The sequence below is a fragment of the Longimicrobium sp. genome (assembly GCA_036389135.1).
GTDB lineage: Bacteria > Gemmatimonadota > Gemmatimonadetes > Longimicrobiales > Longimicrobiaceae > Longimicrobium.
On sequence record DASVQP010000063.1, the window covers coordinates 63,665 to 81,684 of the forward strand.

General features: G+C 71.7%; 12 protein-coding genes. 3 read left to right on the plus strand and 9 right to left on the minus strand.

Annotation, left to right across the window (positions count from 1 at the left end):
* Positions 1-39: 39 nt before the first annotated feature.
* Complete coding sequence (locus VF584_15420) at positions 40-1,071, minus strand: mechanosensitive ion channel domain-containing protein (GenBank protein HEX8211561.1); 1,032 nt, start codon at positions 1,069-1,071, stop codon at positions 40-42.
* A gap of 116 nt (positions 1,072-1,187) precedes the next feature.
* On the opposite strand from VF584_15420, the gene VF584_15425 reads away from it, so the two are divergent.
* Positions 1,188-2,834, plus strand: a complete 1,647-nt coding sequence (locus VF584_15425; GenBank protein ID HEX8211562.1) for a glycosyltransferase family 4 protein — start codon at positions 1,188-1,190, stop codon at positions 2,832-2,834.
* Positions 2,835-3,200: 366 nt separating this feature from the next.
* Here VF584_15425 and VF584_15430 read toward each other — a convergent pair whose 3' ends face one another.
* The 7 genes from VF584_15430 to VF584_15460 form a co-directional block, all read right to left on the minus strand.
* Positions 3,201-5,354 (minus strand): PAS domain-containing protein, encoded by a 2,154-nt coding sequence (locus VF584_15430; GenBank protein HEX8211563.1) that lies wholly within the window; start codon positions 5,352-5,354, stop codon positions 3,201-3,203.
* Between the two features lie 65 nt (positions 5,355-5,419).
* Complete coding sequence (locus tag VF584_15435) at positions 5,420-6,706, minus strand: hemolysin family protein (GenBank protein HEX8211564.1); 1,287 nt, start codon at positions 6,704-6,706, stop codon at positions 5,420-5,422.
* A gap of 129 nt (positions 6,707-6,835) precedes the next feature.
* Complete coding sequence (locus tag VF584_15440; GenBank protein ID HEX8211565.1) at positions 6,836-7,840, minus strand: M23 family metallopeptidase; 1,005 nt, start codon at positions 7,838-7,840, stop codon at positions 6,836-6,838.
* A 15-nt stretch (positions 7,841-7,855) separates the two neighbouring features.
* Positions 7,856-8,851 (minus strand): hypothetical protein, encoded by a 996-nt coding sequence (locus VF584_15445; GenBank protein ID HEX8211566.1) that lies wholly within the window; start codon positions 8,849-8,851, stop codon positions 7,856-7,858.
* Between the two features lie 252 nt (positions 8,852-9,103).
* Positions 9,104-10,321, minus strand: coding sequence for a cation:proton antiporter (locus VF584_15450; protein HEX8211567.1), 1,218 nt, complete (start codon positions 10,319-10,321; stop codon positions 9,104-9,106).
* A gap of 1 nt (position 10,322) precedes the next feature.
* Positions 10,323-10,817 (minus strand): cation:proton antiporter regulatory subunit, encoded by a 495-nt coding sequence (locus VF584_15455; protein HEX8211568.1) that lies wholly within the window; start codon positions 10,815-10,817, stop codon positions 10,323-10,325.
* Between the two features lie 224 nt (positions 10,818-11,041).
* Positions 11,042-11,452, minus strand: coding sequence for a response regulator (locus VF584_15460; GenBank protein ID HEX8211569.1), 411 nt, complete (start codon positions 11,450-11,452; stop codon positions 11,042-11,044).
* A gap of 384 nt (positions 11,453-11,836) precedes the next feature.
* Between VF584_15460 and VF584_15465 the strand changes: the two genes are divergently transcribed.
* On the plus strand, positions 11,837-14,239 hold the full coding sequence (locus tag VF584_15465; protein ID HEX8211570.1) for an ABC transporter permease: 2,403 nt from the start codon (positions 11,837-11,839) through the stop codon (positions 14,237-14,239).
* 401 nt (positions 14,240-14,640) lie between these two features.
* Entirely contained in the window at positions 14,641-17,055 is a 2,415-nt protein-coding gene (locus VF584_15470) for an ABC transporter permease (protein HEX8211571.1), read from the plus strand.
* 324 nt (positions 17,056-17,379) lie between these two features.
* On the opposite strand, the gene VF584_15475 is transcribed toward VF584_15470, so the two are convergent.
* Complete coding sequence (locus VF584_15475) at positions 17,380-17,817, minus strand: hypothetical protein (protein ID HEX8211572.1); 438 nt, start codon at positions 17,815-17,817, stop codon at positions 17,380-17,382.
* Positions 17,818-18,020: the final 203 nt, after the last annotated feature.

An 18,020-nucleotide genomic window follows, 5' to 3' on the forward strand; every position in this document is an offset into this window, starting at 1 on the left:
AGCCGACACACGCCGCCCCACCCTCGCCGACCCGCCTCGCTAATCGACGCGATCTCCCCCCTCTCCCAGCGGTCTGGGAGAGGGGGGACGGGGGGGTGAGGGCGCCACCCGCAGCTCCGGCACCCCCACGATCTCGTACGTCGCGGACGCCAACCCCATCCCCGCGGCATCGAAGCCGTCCAGGATGTCGCGGGCGATGGCGTCCTTGAGGGCACGCACGCCGTGGTCGGGCGCCAGGAAGCGCACCGTGATCTCCAGCCAGTTGTCCGTCAGGCGCAGCGTGGTGCGCGGCTCCGGGTCCGCCGCCTCGATGCGGTAGTGGCGCTGGAGCCTTGCGAGCGCCGCGCTCCCGCGCTCGGTGACCTCCACCGTGTGGCGCCGCGCGGCCTCCAGGATGATCGCCTCCGCGCGCGCCCGGTCGTCCTGGTAGCGCACGGGAATGCGCATCTCCTCCCAGATGAAGGGAAACTCGCGCGTGTAGTTGTAGACGGGCTCGTCGAAGATCTTGTCGTTGGTCACCGTGACGATGCGCCCCGTGTACTGCCGCGCTCCCACCCACATGGCGGGCTCGTCCTTTTGCACCGGGGGCGGCTGCCCCATCTCGATGATCTTGGTCCGCGTGAAGCCCAGCGCGATCACGTCGCCGCGCACGCCGCCCATCACGATGCGGTCGCCCACGTTGAAGATGCGCCCGCTGAGGATCACGAAGTACCCCGCCACCGCCGTGATCACCCGCTGCAGCGCCACCGCCAGCCCCGCCGTCAGCAGCCCGGCCGGCATCGCCAGACCCTTTGGATCGTCGAACCAGATGGACACCAGGACCAGGATGACGATGATCGTGGTGCCGATGCTGACCGCGTGGTCGGACCAGAACCGGGCCCGCACGTCGCGGCGCCTGCGCTGAGACGCCCGGATCAGGGCCTTCAAACCCCTCCCCAGCGCCCACACCAGCACGAGCACAGCCAGCGACATCAGCAGCTTGCGGCCGGTCTCGGCGTTCATCCCGATGAGCCGCACGCCGAACATCTCGACGGTACGCTCCGGCCCCACCAGCTGGACGATGGACTGCATCGGCGTATCCGGTAGAAGGTTCGGCCGCCCCGACCGCAACATGCGATCCAGCGGCTGGCCGCGCTCTTGCGACCCGGGCGGACGTCCCGCCCCCCACCACGCCGCGAGAGAGCGCCATGATCTGCATCCTGCACGGGTACCTGCTGGAAGGCTCCGGAAGCAACCTGTGGACGCGCTCCGTCGTGGAGTCGCTCTGCCGCCAGGGGGAGACGGTCCACCTGATGGCGCAGGAGAACCATCCCGAGCGCTACCCCTTCATCTCCGAAGCGCGCCACTACCACCCCGACGGCAGCGTCGCAACCTTCTATCAGCGCGGCGCGGGCGAGCACCCCGGCTGCTGCATCCTGCACAAGCCGGTACTGGGCGACACGCTGCCGGTGTACGTGTGGGACAAGTACGAGGAGTTCACCAACGTCGTCCCCATGGTGGACCTGGACGACGCGGCGATCGATTCGTACATGGAGCGCAACGTCCGCGCGCTCACCCGCATCGTGCGCGAGAACGGGATCACGGCCATGCACGCCAACCACGCCGTGCTCATGTCCGTGGTGGCGCAGCGCGTGGGAGCGTCGGAGGGGATTCCGTTCTCCATCATGCCGCACGGCAGCGCGCTGGAGTACGCCGTCAAACGCGACGAGCGCTTCCTGCGCCTGGCGACGGAGGCGTTCACGGCGGCGGGTCGCATCTTCGTGATCGGCTCCGAGATGCGCGGGCGGGTGAGCACCGTCTTCACCAGCGTACCCGGGCTGGACGAGAAGATGGTGGACCTGCACCTGGGCGTGGACACCAGCCAGTTCGAGCCCGTCGCGCGCGCGGAGCGTCCCCGCAAGGCCGCCCAGCTCCGCGAGTCGCTCGCCGGCCTCGACCGCGGCCGCACCCCGGCGCAGCTCGACGCCATGCTCGCGGCCCTGCGCGGCGACCTGACCGGCGCGGCGCTGGATGAGGCGCTGGCGGCCGGGCGCGGCTACGTCGCCAAGCTCCCCGACGCGGAGCTGGAGACGAAGCTGGCCGGCGTGGACTGGGAGCGCGAGCCCACGCTGCTCTACGTCGGCCGCCTGATTTCGGCCAAGGGAGTGCAGGAGGTGGTCGCGGCCCTTCCCCTCCTCCTGGAGCGCAATCCCGAGATGCGGCTGGTGGTGGTGGGCCACGGCCCCCTGCGCGAGCCGCTGGAGGCGATGCTCTGGGCGCTGGAGCACGGGGCGCGCGGCGTCTTCGCGGACATCGTGGCCCGCGGCCGAGAGATGGAGGGCGACCCCGAGGGCGAGGGCGGCTCCACCGAGCTCACCAAAGTCGCGCGCTTCATGGACAACCTGCGCGAGCGCGGCGAGCTGGATGCCTACTTCGACGCCGGCCAGCGCCACGTGCGCCGCGACCGCGTGATCTTTACCGGCTACCTGACCCACGCCGAGCTGCGCTACCTCTTCCCCTGCTGCGACGCCGCCGTCTTCCCGTCGGTGGTCAAGGAAGCGGGCCCGCTCGTCTTCCTGGAGGCACTCGCGAGCGGCGCCTTCCCGCTGGGCACCTACTTCGGCGGGATGAAGGCCAGCATCGACTCGGTGGCCACCGTGCTCCCCCCCGAGGCCGCCGAGGCGATGAAGCTGGACCCCTCCCCCGAGCGCACCGTGGCCGACATCGTCCGCCACGTCCCCATCGCGCTGGAGATGGGCGAGCGCCACAAGGAAGCGCTCTTTCGCGTGGCGCGGGATCGCTACGACTGGTCGAGCGTGTCGCGCACGCTGTCGGAGGAGCTGGGGGGGCTCTGAGGGCGGCCCCTTCCCCCGCTCGTCAACTCGCGGCCCCGCCCCCAATAACTGCCTGAGGGAGGGGCGTACGCATGGATCCCAGCGGGGCGCACACATCCCGTAGGGGCGCGATTCATCGCGCCCGTGCCTGCATGCGCTCCGCTTCCTGCCTCCCGCACCCAACGGCATAGGGGCGGAGCTGCGTGTCCTACGTGGGGCGGCTCCCACGGCGGCGGTGCAATGAGTTCAGGCGGGGCAAGGGCGGCAGGCCCGCAGGGACTCACGACGCACCGCGCCGCCCGCACAGATGCACGCCACCGCCCCTCCCCCAGGTAGTTTTGGGGGAGGGGCCGCGAGGTGACGAGCGGGGGAGGGGGCCCGCGCCCCCTACGCCAGCGGCACGCGCACCGTGAAGGTGCTGCCGCGGCCCACCTCGCTTTCCAGCTCCACGTCGCCGCCCAGGAGGCGGGCGAGGCGGCGGGTGACGCTCAGGCCCAGGCCCGTGCCCCCGGCCGTCCGTGTGGGGCCGGCGTGCACCTGCCAGAAGGGGTCGAACACCTTTTCCAGGTGCTCCGCCGCGATCCCGGGGCCGGTGTCCGAAACGCGGAAGACGGCCTCGCCGCCCACCTCCAGCAGGGTGAGCTGCACCGTGCCGGCGTCGGTGAACTTGACGGCGTTGCCCAGCAGGTTGAGCAGGATCTGGAGCAGCTTGCGGCGGTCGCTCACCAGGGTGCCTGGCTCGGCGGGGGCATGGCACTCGAAGGCGATCCCCTTGGCCAGCGCCAGCGGCTCGGTGAGCGCCTGCGCCTCGTGCAACAGCGTCTTGAGGTCGATGGGACCGGGGTCCACCCGCTCCTCCCCCGCCTCCAGCCGCGAGAAGGTGAGGATCTCCTCGATCAGTTCCAGCAGGTGGCGTCCGCTGAGCGCGATGCGCCGCACCTGCTCCTGCGCCGCGACGGGGATCGGCTCCGGGATCCCGGCCAGGAGGAGCTCCGCGTAGCCGATGGTGGCGTTGAGCGGAGTGCGCAGCTCGTGGCTCATCGTCGCCAGGAACTCGCTCTTGACGCGGTTGGCGCGCTCGGCCTCCGCGCGGGCGCGGTGCTCCGCCTCGTACAGGCGGGCGTTGTCCATCGCCACGGCGGCCCATCCCGAGATCCCCACGGCCAGGTGCTCGCTGCGCTCGGAGAAGCGCCCCGGCTCCGAATGGCCGAAGAAGAGGCCGCCCACCACCTCCCCCGTGCGGCTGATCACCGGCACGGCCAGGTAGCTGCGCACCGGAAGGTGCCCCTCCGGCATCCCGCGGTAGGGGGCGTTCTTGCCGTAGCGCGGGTCCAGGGTGATGTCGTCGCTGCGCACCACCCCGTCGCCGTGAAAGGTGGGGCCGAACACCTCGGTGGCGCGCGGCATGGGGAAGCGCGAGAACTCCTCGCGCGGCACGCCGGAGATGGTGTAGAGGGTGTACGACTCGCCGCGCTCGCTCACCACGTTGTAGAAGAAGGCGCCGAACTGCGCCCCCGTCAGCTCCGTGGCCGCGTCGGTCACCACCTGTACGATGCGCTCCAGCCCCAGCTCGCTGGCGAGCGCCTGGCCCACGCGGTGCAGCGTCTCCACCGTGGTGGCCTGCTCCCGCCGCTCCCGGTCCGCGCGGTGCAGGTCTGTGACGTCCATCCCAATGAACCCCACCCCGCTCACCTCCCCGTCCGCGCCGCGCACGGGAAAGTAGTTGAGGAGCACGGCCCGCTCCTCGCCGGTCGCGAGGCTGGGGACCACCGCCTCCAGGTTGTGGATCGGCTCCCCCGTCTCGAGCACCCGGCGGAAGTTGCCCTCCACGCGCTCGGCGTACGCGGGCACCAGCTCGTGCAGGGTCTTCCCCAGCACCTGCTCGCGCTCCAGGCCGTAAAAGGCAGCGTGGGCGGCGTTGATGCTGCGGTAGCGGAGATCGCGATCCACCAGCCCGGCGGGGAGGGGCGCGGCGTCGTGGAAGGCGTCCAGCGCGGCGTGCGCCTCCTGGGCCAGGCGCTGCACGCGCTCCACCGCTTCGGCGCGCTCCAGCAGCTCGCGGTTGGCGCGCGCCATCTCCTCGTTGGCCGCCGCCAGGTCGCGGAGCAGCCGCTCGCGCTCCACGCGCTCGCGCCGCTCCTCGCCGATGTCGCGGGCCTCGATGATCGTCCCCACCGTGCGCCCGCCCTGGCGGATGGGCGAGGCCGTGAAGGCGACCGGGTAGAAGTGGCCGTCCTTGTGGACGAAGACCTCCTCCCCCTGCTCCCGCATGTCCTGCGGAAAGGCCTGGTCGATGGGGCACTCCTCCAGCGGGTAGTGCGACCCGTCCGGCCGGGTGTGGTGGATGTAGTAGTGAAGCTCCTTCCCCTGCAGCTCCTCCAGGCGGAAGCCGGTGAGCCTTTCCGCGGCGGGGTTCATGTACGAGCAGCGCTGGTGCTCGTCCATGATGAAGAGCGCCAGAGTGGCATTCTCCGCCACCGCGTCCAGCTGCCTGCGGTAGAACTCCGCGCTGCCGGAGGGGGCGGGATCGGGTTCGGTCACGAGTAGCGGCTCGGGAACGGGAGTGCGTTTCCTGGGACGGAGACAAGGCTGTGCATGATCCGTTCTTACGGCGCGCCGGCGGCCGGGGCGACCAGCACCTTGTCGACGCGCGGCCCGTCCATGTCGACCACTTCCAGGCGCAGCCCCTCGCTCTCCACGTGCTCCCCCACGAGCGGAATGCGGCCCAGGTGCGTGACGATAAGCCCGCCCACGGTGCGGTAGCCGACGCGCTCCTCATCGCGCCGCTCGTGCAGCCCCATCGCCTCGCGGAAGTCGTCCACCGACATCCCCGCGTCCACCAGCCAGCTGCCGTCGTCGCGCCGCACCACGTGCGGGTCGGTGGGGGCGGTCTCCCACGCCACGTCCTCCATCAGGTCGTCGCGGGTGAGCACCCCCTGCACGCCCCCGTACTCGTCCACCACCACGGCCACGCCGGCCGGGCTCTCGCGAAAGAGCTCCAGCATGTGCAGGGCGCGCGTGTTCTCAGGCACGAAGAGCGGCTGCTGGAGCGCCGCCTGGATGTCCATCGGCTCGCCGCGGACGGCCTGCTCCCACAGGTCGCGCACGCGCACGGCGCCCGCCACGCGGTCCAGCCCGCCGCGGCACACCAGGTAGATGTCGCTCGGCTGTGCGATCATCCTGGCGCGCACCGCGGTCTCGTCGTCCGCTTCGTCCACCCAGGCGACGCGGTGGCGCGGGGTGTGGAGGTCCGCCACGCGCCGGTCGCCCAGCCAGAAGACGCGCTCCACCAGGTCCTGCTCCGCCTCGTGGATCACCCCCGACTCGGTGGCCTCCTCCAGCAGCGCCGCGACGTCCGCGTCGGTGACGGCGGCGTCGGTGTTCTTGGTGACGCGCAGCACGCGAAGGACGACGCGCGTGGAGAAGGTGAGGACCCACACCAGCGGCGCCGCCACGCGCGACAGCAGGTGCATGGGCGCGGCCACCATCGCCGCGATGCGCTCCGGGTGCCCCAGCCCGATCTCCTTGGGCACCAGCTCGCCAATGATGAGCGACAGGTAGGTGATGGCGAGCACCACCAGGCCCAGCGCGAGGCCATTCGCGTACTCCGCGACCGCGGGCACCCCCGCGAAGTAGCGCGCGAGCGGCTCGGACAGGCGCGCGCCGCCGAAGGCGCCGGCCAGCACGCCCACCAGCGTGATCCCCACCTGCACCGTGGCCAGGAAGCGCGACGGCTCCTCCGCCAGGGCCAGGGCGCGGCGGGCCCCCGGGTCGCCGGCCTCGGCGCGCTGCTGCAGGCGCGTCTTGCGGGCGGAGACCACGGCGATCTCGCTCATGGCGAAGACGCCGTTGAGTACGAGCAGGGCGAGGACGATCAGGACTTCGGAGGCCATGGCCTTGGTGTGCTTCCAGGACGGCGAACCGCGGTCTTACGCACGGGCGCGGAGACGCAGGAGAGAGCCACGGGTGTGTCGTGGTTCCCCGAATCTGCGCCCGGCCGGGTGGATGTCAACCGACGCCGGTCAGCGCGGGCGGATGTGCTGGCCGCGCGTGGGCTCGCCGCGGTCCACCGGCTGCGCGTAGGCGAAGTAGCTCGTGAAGGGCGCCGGGAGCCCCTCGCCGGCGCCGAAGACGCCCGTGTTCTGCAGGTGGTAGTGCAGGTGCGCTTCGGTGGAGTTGCCGCTGTTGCCGCACCGCCCGATCACCTCGCCCGCGCGCACCTCGCGCCCCGGCTGCACCGCGACGCTCCCGCGCTGGAGGTGCGCCAGGAAGGAGAACTCGCCGTTGCCGTGGTCCAGCACCACGTGGTTCCCCAGCGGCTCGCGCGCGTTCATCACGCCCGGGCGGTTGTCCTCGATCCCATCCGCCGCCGCCCTCACCACGCCGGCCGCGGGGGCCACGATCGGCTGGCCGAAGCAGTGGTAGCTCTCGTTGAGCGCCGCATCGCCCGCAAAGGTGCTCCCATCCCGCACCACCAGGAAGTCGTAGGCGAAGCGCTGGTCGGCCGCGGCGGCGTGGTAGTTCAGAAAGGTGCTGCGCCCGCCCCACACCACGAACCAGTCGCCGGTGAACGGCAGGCGCAGCTCGGTGCGCGTGGTGTAGTTGAGGAAGCGCGTGGGCGCCTCGGGCACACCCGGCTTCACCTCGAACCCCTCGATGACGCCGGCGACGCTCATCGTCCACTCGATCCACACCGGGCCGCTGGTGCCGGTGAACGACGCGGCGCGGTGGTACAGGTCGCGGCCCAGCCAGGCGATCGTCTGCTCGTCCAGCACCTGGCGCTCGGTGCCCAGGTCACGCCGCACCTGGGCGGCGAACTCCCGCACCCCCGCCGGGGTCCCGAAGAGCTGGCGCATCCCGGGCGAGAACTGCTCCCAGAGCCGGTCCGCGTCGCCATCGTAGAAGAGCCTGGTGTATTGCCGCCCGCGATCCAGCGCGCTTCCGGGGATCACGTTGGGGGTGGTGACCGTCTGGCAGCAGCAGCCGGCCGAAAACAGGCCCAGGAGGGCGGCGACGATGTGTTTCATGGAGCTTCTGCGGTCTCAGCGCGGAAGGTTGCAGACGATGCGGGCCAGGGTTGCCGGATCCTTTTTCTTGACGCCCTCGCTGGTCAGGTGCACCACCCCGCCCTCCCCGAACGCCACCGCCTCGCCCTGCTCCTCCTTGAGCGGCGCGAGGTCGAAGCGCAGCGGCTCGGCGGCCGCACCCGATGCAAGGTTGCCCGCGCGATAGAACGACACGGAGCGCAGGGTCCGCAGCGCCACCCACCCCTCCGCCGACGCCGCTGCGCCGGTCACGCGGTCGGAGCGCTTGCTCTGCGCCGGAGCCAGCTCGCGCACCCGCTCCAGCCGGCTCACCGCGCCCGCCGTCATCTCGCGCGGGAAGCGGTAGACGGCGACGGGCCCCGTCTCCCCCTTGCTGACCACGAAGACGCCGCCGTCGCCCGTCACGAAGAGCGCCTCGGCATCCTGCGGGCCGTCGGGGTAGGTGGCGTGGAAGGCCTCGGCGGGGCGCGTGGCGGCGTCCCCCGGCGCGGGCATGGGGACGCGGTAGACGGTGATGCGGGGGCGCGCCGCCTGGTTGTCGCCGATGTCGGCCACGTACAGGCAGCGGCCGCCCGGGCAGGGGCCTTCCGCCACGTCTTCCCAGTCCTCCACCGTGGCCCCGGTCACGCGCACGGCCCCGCGCGGCGCCCCGTCCATCCCGACCGCGACGAGCACGGGATCGCCCGAGTCGTTGTGGGTCCACAGCACCCCGCCCCCCGCCGCCACGCCGCTGGACTCGTGCACCGTCATTGGGAGCGCGATCCCCGCCGTATCCACGCGGCAGAGCCCCCCCGCCCCCGAATCGCGCTGCGCCACCGCGATGGCTGGCGGGCGCGCGGCATTGGCGGGCGCGGAGTCCGCCTTGCTCGCGGGCTCCTGCGTCCTGCGGCCGGATGCCTCGTGCCCCGTGATCCACGACCCGCCCATGCCCACGACCACCATGAACACGCAGAGCGCCACGAGCGCGCGGAAGAGCGGAAAATCGCTGGGCATAGACCTCACACCAATGGGTGAATCGTGCTAGCGCCTGGGCGGGCCGGGGGTTGGCCGGGCGAGTGAACTCGCTGCAACAACAGCACAAAGTCCGCCTGCGCGGACTCCGGGTCCAATCTCGCGTTTCTCGAGCCCACTTCAGTGGGCTTCCCGTAGTTCCAGCCGGGGGGTTCATCCCCCGGCGATGCGGCGCCGGCGCCCGAGACCCCCCGCCGCATCGCCCGTGCCGCACCCATCATCACGCACCCATCATCACCCGCCGGCGCCGGGCTCGTTGAACCCGGCAAGGTCCGGGCGGAAACCGCGCTCCTCCAGCGTGCGCGGCTCGCGGCGGGGGTAGACGCGGCGCGCGATTTCCGGCGCCAGGCGCAGCCCCACGGTGCCGACGAGCGACAGGGCGAGCACCAGGAGCGCGATCGTCGCGCCGACCTCGGCGAGGCCCACCGTCACGGCGATGCCGGCGAGGAGGATGGAGAACTCGCCGCGCGGCACCAGGGTGAGCCCCAGCGCCAGGGCGTTGCGCTTCGGCAGGCCATCGTGCCGCCCGATCCACATCCCCACGCCCACCTTGAGCGCCACTCCCAGCACCGCCAGCACCAGCGCCGGGACCCACACCCCGCCGAAAGTGGCCGGGTCCAGCGAGAGGCCGAAGCCCAGAAAGAACACCGCCGCGAACAGCCCCTGCGGCGGCCCGAACAGGCGCTCGGCGCGCTCCTTGTGCTCCGTCTCGGCCAGCAGCAGCCCCGCGAGGAAGGCGCCGATCGCCTCCGACAGCCCCGCGGCCAGCGCGCCCCACGACAGCAGGAGCACGATGCCGCCCGTCAGCAGGAGGAAGAGCTCGTCGTCCTCCAGGTCGAAGAGGCGGTCCAGCAGCGGACGCGCATACAGCGCCAGCAACACCACCGCCCCAAAGAAGGCGGCCGCCTTGCCCATCCCCCACAACGCGGCGGCGGCGCTCGGCTCGTCCGCGAGTACGGCGCCGGAGAGGACGGCCAGGAATAGGGCCATGAACAGGTCTTCGAACACCAGCACGCCCAGCGCCACCTCCGTCTCGGGGTTGGCGGAGCGGCGCAGCTCGATGGTGCTCTTGGCGATGATGGCGCTGGACGAAACGTAGAACGCGCCTCCCAGCAGCAGCGCCCCCGCCCATCCGCCCCCCACCCAGAGCCCGATCACGAACCCCGCGGGAAAGCACACGAGGAGGTCCAGCCCGCCGTTCCGCATGATGCGCCGGCGGTCCCTCAGCAGCGCCCCCACCGAGAACTCCAGCCCCATGAAGAAGAGGAGGAGGACGACGCCCACCGTAGCGAGCACGTCCACCAGGCTCGTGTCCAGCTCGAAAGGCCGCACCGCCATCCCCAGGAGGATGAAGGCGGGGATGACGGACTGCCCGAGCCGGTTGAAGAGGAGTCCGGCCACCGCGAGCGCCGCCAGCAGCGCCCCGGCGCCCAGCAGGAAGTCGTGGTGCATCTTACCCGGAGGCGCCGGGGCCGCGCAGCAGGTCGCTGAACCGCCCCACCTGCGCGCGGTCGCCCACCACCACCAGGGTGTCGCCCGGGGCGAAACGCTCGTCGGGCTGCGGGTTGGGAAGGGCCTTCGCGTCGCGCAGGATGGCGATTACGCTGGCGCCGGTCCGCTCGCGCACGGCGGCCGAGGCCAGGCTCTGCCCCGCCAGCGGCGACCCGGCGGCGACCCGCAGCCACTCCACCGAGAGCTGCGAGAACACCATCTCCATCGACTCGGCGACGACGGGCTGGAAATAGGCGCCGCCGAGGATCGCCCCCAGCTTCCGCGCCTCCCCGTCGTCCATCCGCACCGCGTAGGCGGGGTAATCCTCGCCTCGCTCGAAGAAGTAGATCTCGCGGTGCCCGCTGTTGTGGATGATCACCGTCATCCGGTCCCCGTCGCCGGTGGTGATCGCGAATTTCTTACCCACACCGGGGAGGTCGTGCTCGCGGACGTCCATGGTCTCGTGAAGTGCGTGAGTGCGTGAGTGCGTGAGTGCGCGCGGGCCCCCTCCCCCGCTCGTCACCTCGCTGCCCCCTCCCCCAAAAACTACCTGGGGGAGGGGGCGATCGCATGCGTCTGCCTGGGCGCTGCATGAATACCGGCGGCCCCCGAGACCGCTTCAGCGGTCTTCCCGTGGTTCCAGCCGGGGGATTTATCCCCCGGTGTTGCGGGCGTCCGTGTTCACCCCCCGGCGTCCCCGGTGCCCGCCCCGGACCTCCCCCGCATCTCCGCGATCATCTTCCTCACCGTTTCCGCGAGGCTCGCGGGGTCCATCGGCTTCACCACGTACGCGTCACAGCCTGCGGCCTCGGCGCGCTCGAGGTCGGCGGGCTGGCTGTGGACGGTGAGCAGCATGATGGGGACCGACGCCGTCTCCGGGTCGCCCTTGAGCGCGGCCGTCGCGTCCCAGCCGTCCATCCCGGGGAGCCCGGCGTCCATCACCACGATGTCGGGGCGATGCAGGCGCACCGACCTCACGGCCGCCTCGCCGTCGTCCGCCTCCATCACCAGGAACCCCGAATGGCGCAGCACCGTGCCGTAGATGGCGCGGCTGTCCACGTCGTCCTCCACCAGCAGCACCGTCGCGCGCACACACACCTCCAGGGGGTTGGACGGCACCACTCGGCCGGGCGGAAACATGATGGAGAAAACGTGCCGCGCGGCGCGCGGGTGCCCCAACAGAAGGGTCTCACGCGGAGGCGCGGAGACGCAGAGGCGAGCACGCGAAGTTCTCTCCGTGTCTCCGCGGCTCCGCGTGAGATTGTTGTTAGCCGTTCGCCGGCCGAATCGTCCGTTTTTGGGACGGGTATTTCCCAATGGCGCGCAGGGGCCAAATGACTCTCTCGCGCAACGCGGTAGACCGCAACGACTTAGGATTGACGGGCATGGGGCATGGTCCTCGCCTTTGCTGGTGTTCGCCGCGGCGCGTGGCGTTCCGCCGGGCGCATCGGGTTCCCCCCGAAGGAAAGACAGGCCATGGACACGCTCCTCCAGGACATCCGCTACGCCCTGCGCACCCTGCGGCGCACCCCCGGCTTGACCCTGGCGGCGGTGCTGACGATCGCGCTGGGGATCGGGGTCAACACGGCGGTCTTCTCGCTGGCGAACGCAATCCTCCTGCGCCCCGCCGACGCGGCCGACCCCACGCGGCTGGTGCGCGTCTACAGCAACACGCACTCGCCCCTGCAGCGCGAGCAGCTCGACTACGTGAGCGCGCGCAGCAGCACCCTCACGGGGCTGTTCGGCGAGCGCTACCTGGAGGCGGCGCTCAACACGCCGCAGGGGAACCGAAAGGTAAACGCCGAGCTGGTGGGCGGCAGCTACTTCACCACGGTGGGGGTGGGCGCCTCCCTCGGCCGCGTTTTCACCCGGGCCGACGACACCGTGGCCGCCCACGGCGCGGTAGCGGTAGTCAGCCATCGCTGGTGGCGCGAGGCGTTCGGCGCGGACCCGTCGCTGGTGGGGCGCACCATTCGCATCAACGGGCAGCCGATCACGGTTGTGGGCGTGGCGCGCGAAGGGTTCGCGGGGGCGTTCGCCGGCTTCGGGCCGCAGATCTGGCTCCCGATGTCGCAGATGGGCCCGCTCACCGGCACCCAGCTCCGCGACTACCACGGCAGCCTCTACGTGGGCGGCCGCCTGCGCGACGGCGCCACCAAGGGCGAGGCGCGCGCGGAGCTGCGCGTGCTGGCGGCGCAGCTCACCCGGCTCGATCCCGCCCAGCGCGAGCCGGTGCGCCTGTCGCTGGACGGCTCCAACGGCGTCAACGTGGAGCTGCGCAACAAGTTCGGGGTCTTTGCCGTGGCGCTGCTGGCGGTCACCGGGCTGGTGCTGCTGATCGCGTGCAGCAACGTCGCAAACCTGCTGCTGGCGCGCGGCGTGGCGCGCCGGCGCGAGATGGGGGTGCGCATGGCGGTGGGCGGGGCGCGCGGGCGGCTCGTGCGGCAGCTCCTCACCGAGAGCGTGATCCTCTCGCTGGCGGGCGCGGTCGCCGCGCTGCTCGCCACCATGATGCTCACCCAGTTCGTGATGTCGCGCGTGCCGGCGGAGATCCCGATGGCGATCCGCCTGTCGCCGGACGTGCGGGTGCTCGGCTTCGCGCTGGGCGGCGCGCTTCTGGCGGCCCTCATCTTCGGGGTGGCGCCGGCGGTGCGCACCGCCTCGGCCGACGTGATCTCGGCGATCAAGGAGGGGGCGGTGGCGCCGCGCGGGGCACGGCTGCGCAACACGCTGGTAGCGGCGCAGGTGTCGCTCTGCATGGTGCTGCTCGGCTCGTCCGCGCTCTTCATCCGCTCGCTGGGGGCGGCGGGGAGCATCGATCCCGGCTTCGACCCCGCGCACATCCTCAACCAGAGCGTCGACCTGCGCCTGGGGAGCTACGACGAGACCACCGGCCCGCAGTTCTATCGCCGCCTGCAGGCCTCCGTCCGCAACCTTCCCGGGGTGCAGTCCGTCTCGCTGCAGCAGAGCCTCCCGCTGCAGGGCGACAGCCGCGAGACCGGCTTCGTCCTCCCCGGCGAGCCGGCGGACGGGCCGAGTCACCCCACGCACTTCAACATCGTCGGAGCGGACTACTTTCGGACGATGGGAGTGCCGCTGGTGCGCGGCCGCGACTTCGCCGATGCGGACCGCGCGGACTCGCCGCCCGTCACCATCGTCAACGAGACGTTCGTGCGGCGCTACCTTCCCGCGGGCGACCCGGTGGGCCGCCTGGTGAGCACCCAGGGGCCGAGCGGTCCCTTCATGACGGTCGTGGGCGTGGCGCGCGACGGGAAGTACGTGAGCCTGGGCGAGGACCCGCTTCCCATGCTCTACCAGCCGTTCGCGCAGAGCTACGACCCCGAGATGACGCTCCACGTGCGCGCCGCGGGCGATCCGGCCACGCTCGCCAGGGCGGTGCAGCGCGAGGTGGCGGCGCTGGACCCGGCGCTCCCCGTGCCGGCTCCAAAGACGATGCGCGAGCAGCTGCGGCGCGCCCTCCTTCCGGCGCAGCTCGGCGCGGCGATCCTGGGCGGGCTCGGGGCACTGGCGCTGGTGCTGGCGGCGGTGGGGATCTACGGTGTGGTGTCGTTCGCGGCGGGGCAGCGCACCCGCGAGATCGGCATCCGCACGGCGCTGGGGGCGCCGCGGGTGGCGGTGGTGAAGCTGGTGATGGGCGCCAACCTGCGCGTCGTGGCGCTGGGGCTGGCGGTGGGAACCGTGCTGGCGATCGTGGTGGGGAAGCTCGCCTCCGGCATGCTGTACGGCGTGACCGCGGCGGACCCCGCCCTCCTGCTGGGCGCGCCCGCGGTGCTGATGTCCGTCGCCCTCCTCGCCTCCTGGCTCCCCGCCCGCCGTGCATCGCGCGTGGACCCGGTGGTCGCCCTCCGCGCCGAGTGACCTCCCGAACGGAGCGGGTGATGACCCCGCATCCCAGCACCACTTCCTGAACGGAGCGCGCGACGGACAGCGGAGTCAACGCGAGTCTCCGGCGCGAAGTGAAGGAAAGGATCTCTGCCGCGCACCGCGATCCAGCCAATGTTCAGTCGTCCGTCCATGGCTGGCGACGTGAGGCGAAGCCTGAACCACCGTTCGGACGAACCAGGCTCGTGGGTGCTCGTTCGATCCCCAGAACGTGCATCGAACATGGGATGGGACAACGCGGGGGGGAGAGCCCGTCTCCTTCACTTCGCGCTACGGGATCGTGCCGCGAAGCTGGCGTTGGAGCGGGGCGCTTCGTTCAGGAAGTGTGGTCTAGCCGAAGGTTTACCGGGAACCGCTCTACACGAAATAGGGGACGCATGGAATCGCTCTACCAGGACCTGCGCTTCGCCATCCGCACCCTGCTGCGCAGCCGCGGCTTCGCGGTGGTCGCCATCCTCTGCCTGGGGCTGGGGGTGGGGGTGAACACGGCCGTCTTCTCCATGGTCAACGCCCTCCTCATCCGCCCCTTCCCCTTCCACGAGCCGGACCGCGTGGTGTCGCTGTACGCCTCCAACCCGCGGCTGGGCTACGACGAGAGCCACCTGTCGCAGGCGGACCTGGCGGACTGGACGGCGGGGTCGCGGGGCACCATCGAGGAGATCGCCGCCTTCTACACCCGCAGCGTCGCGGTAGCGGGGACGGGCGAAACGGAGCGGGTGGAAGGCGCCAGCGTCGCGACGAACACCTTTGGGCTGCTGGGGATCAGGCCGGTGCTGGGGCGCTCCTTCCTCCCGCAGGAGGGGGTCCGCGGCGGGCCCCGCGTGGTGCTCCTGTCGGACGCGATCTGGCGCCGCCGCTTCGCCGCCGATCCCAACGTGGTGGGACGCAAGCTGGTGCTGAACGGCGAGCCCGCGCAGATCGTGGGCGTGATGCCGCCGCGCTTCAAGTTTCCCGAGGTGGCCGAGCTGTGGACTCCGCTCGCCCCGAACCCCGAATCGCCGCGCGGCGAGCGCTACCTGGGCACGATCGCGCGCCTGCGCCCCGGCGCCACCGTACAGCAGGCGAACGCGGAGCTCGCCGCCGTCGCGCGCCGGCTGGCGGCGGAGTACCCGGAGACGAACGCGGGGTGGGGAGTGCGGGTGTTGTCGTACCGCGACGACATGATCGCCGGCTCGCTGCGCCTGATGCTCTCGCTGATGCTGGGCGCGGTGGGGCTCGTGCTGCTGATCGCCTGCGCCAACGTCGCCAACCTGATGCTGGCCCGCTCCGCCGGCCGCCGCCGCGAGATCGCGGTGAGGTCGGCGCTGGGGGCGGGGCGCGCGCGCGTCTTCCGCCAGCTCCTAACCGAGAGCGTGGTGCTGGCGCTCGCGGGCGGCGCTCTGGGAACCGCCATCGCCGTAGGGTGGACAAAGTGGACGGTATCGCGCATCCCCGAGGAGCTTCCGTACTGGATCCGCTTCGAGGTGGACGGACCCGTCCTGCTCTTCACATTCCTGCTCAGCGCCGTCACCGGCGTGGTGTTCGGCGCCGTCCCCGCCCTGCGCGCCACCGGCGGCGACGTGCAGCAGACGCTGCGCGACGGCGGCCGGGGCGCGTCCGGGGGACGCAGCCGGCTGCGCAGCGTGCTGGTGGTGGGGCAGCTCTCCCTGGCGATGGTGCTGCTGGTGGGCGCCACGCTCATGATCCGCAGCTTCGTGGCGGCCAGCCGCGCGGACCTGGGCTTCGACACCTCGCGCGTGCTGACGGCGCGCGTCTACCTGGCGGGCGACCGCTACTCGCCGCGCGCCGCCCGCGCGGCCTTCCTCAACGCCGCCGTGGAACGCATCGGCGCCATCCCGGGCGTGCAGGCGGCCGCCGCCACCAACGCCATCCCCGGCGACGACGGCGGCCAGCCGGTGGAGCTGGAGGCCGAGGGAGCCCCGCGCGCCCGCGGCGACGAGCTGATGGGCGAGCTCTTTGGCGGAACGGCGGGCTTCTGGAGCGCACTGGGCACCCCGCTGGCCGCCGGCCGCCCCTTCACCGCCGCCGAGACCGGCGACACGGCCGCCACCGTCGCCATCGTCAGCCAGGAGCTGGCGAAGCGCCTGTGGCCCAACGGCGACGCGGTCGGCCGGCGCCTTCGCCTGTCCGACGAAAAGGGGGATTGGCTCGCGGTGGTGGGGATCGCGCGCAACCTGCACTACGAGGAGGTGGGCGAGCAGACGCCCCGTTCGCGCCTGCAGCTGTACATGCCGGCGGCGCGCCTCCCCAACCGCACCTACGCGCTGGTGGTGCGCACCGGGGGCGACCCCGCCCAGGCCGCCGCCGCCGTGCGCCGCGAGATGCGCGCGCTGGACTCCACGCTCCCCACCTTTGACGTGCGCACCATGGACGAGGTGCGGCGCTACGTCACCTGGCCGCAGCAGCTGTGGGCGTCGCTCTTCGGGTCGTTTGGCACGCTGGCGCTGGTGCTGGCGGCGGTGGGCGTGTACGGCGTGATGGCGTACACCGTGTCGCAGCGCACCCGCGAGATCGGCATCCGCATGGCGCTGGGCGCGCGCGGAGCGGACATCGTGCGACGCGTGGTGGGCGAGGGCGCGGTGCTGGCGGGCGCCGGCGTGGGGCTGGGTATCCTTGGAGCGCTGGGTGCCGCCCAGCTCATGCGCGGCGCGCTCTACGGCGTGGCCGCCGTGGACCCGTTCGCCTTCCTGATCATCCCCATTCTCCTGGCCGCGGTCGCCCTGCTGGCGAGCTGGATCCCCGCCCGCCGCGCCTCCCGCGTCGACCCCATGGAGGCCCTCCGCGCGGAGTGACGCTGCCGCGGCAGGGGCGTGATTCATCACGCCCACCCTTGCCCCTCCTGGTGGACTGCAGCCGCAGGCGTCGGATGGGCATTCGCGCCGCGTTTGGAGAATCCGCGGCTGAGGGCGTGATGAATCACGCCCCTACGGTTAGATCTGTGCGGGGTTGCCGAACCGACGAGCGGGCAGATAGCGGCGAGGGGTGCGGGGATGATTCCCGCACCCCTCTCTGCGCTTTCCATCCAGCAGCCAACAGATCCGTTGCCAACGAATCTGTTGGGAAGATCGAATCAGGCCGTCGAGCGAAGACCTCGCTGTTCCGGCGCGCGCCCAACCTCAGGGCGTCGCCGGGGCGGGAGGAGGTGCGGGGGTGAGCATCGGTGCGGGCGTGAACACCTGCGCCCGGATCTTGAGACGGCCCCCCTCCTCCGCAAGCACCATCACGTACGTTCCGGTAGCCGGCGCGGCATCGGGGGTACTCTGGTACGCGAACGCTCCCGAGGCATAGCTGAGCCCCTCGCCAGCGACGAAATCGTTGATGCTGAGGCGCATCTCCGATCCCTCGGGGAGCTCCTTCTCGAGGAATCTGCGCAGCTCGATCTGCCCCCGGATCAGTACCGAGTCACCCAGGAGGACGGTCGGATTGGCGGAGTACCTCCCCAGCAGGGCGCGCATGTCCTTCTGCCGCCATGCCTCGGCCCACTCGGTGGTGAAGCGGTTGTAGTCCCTCAGTGCGTCGGCGGTGTACTCGCGGCGGCTGCGCCCGGGATCCACCCGCGTGCCCCCGGGAACGTCCTGCGCGGCCGCTGTTCCAGGGCTTGCCGCAATCCAAGTGAGAATCGCCACCACCGCGACAATGCGCGACAGGGTGGCGGCACCGATGGTTCGAACCGTGATTGGCATTCTTTGAGGATGACGAGGATGAGCGGGCGGCGCCCGAGGGGTGGCGCCGGAGAGTGGAACCGCGCGAAGGGCAC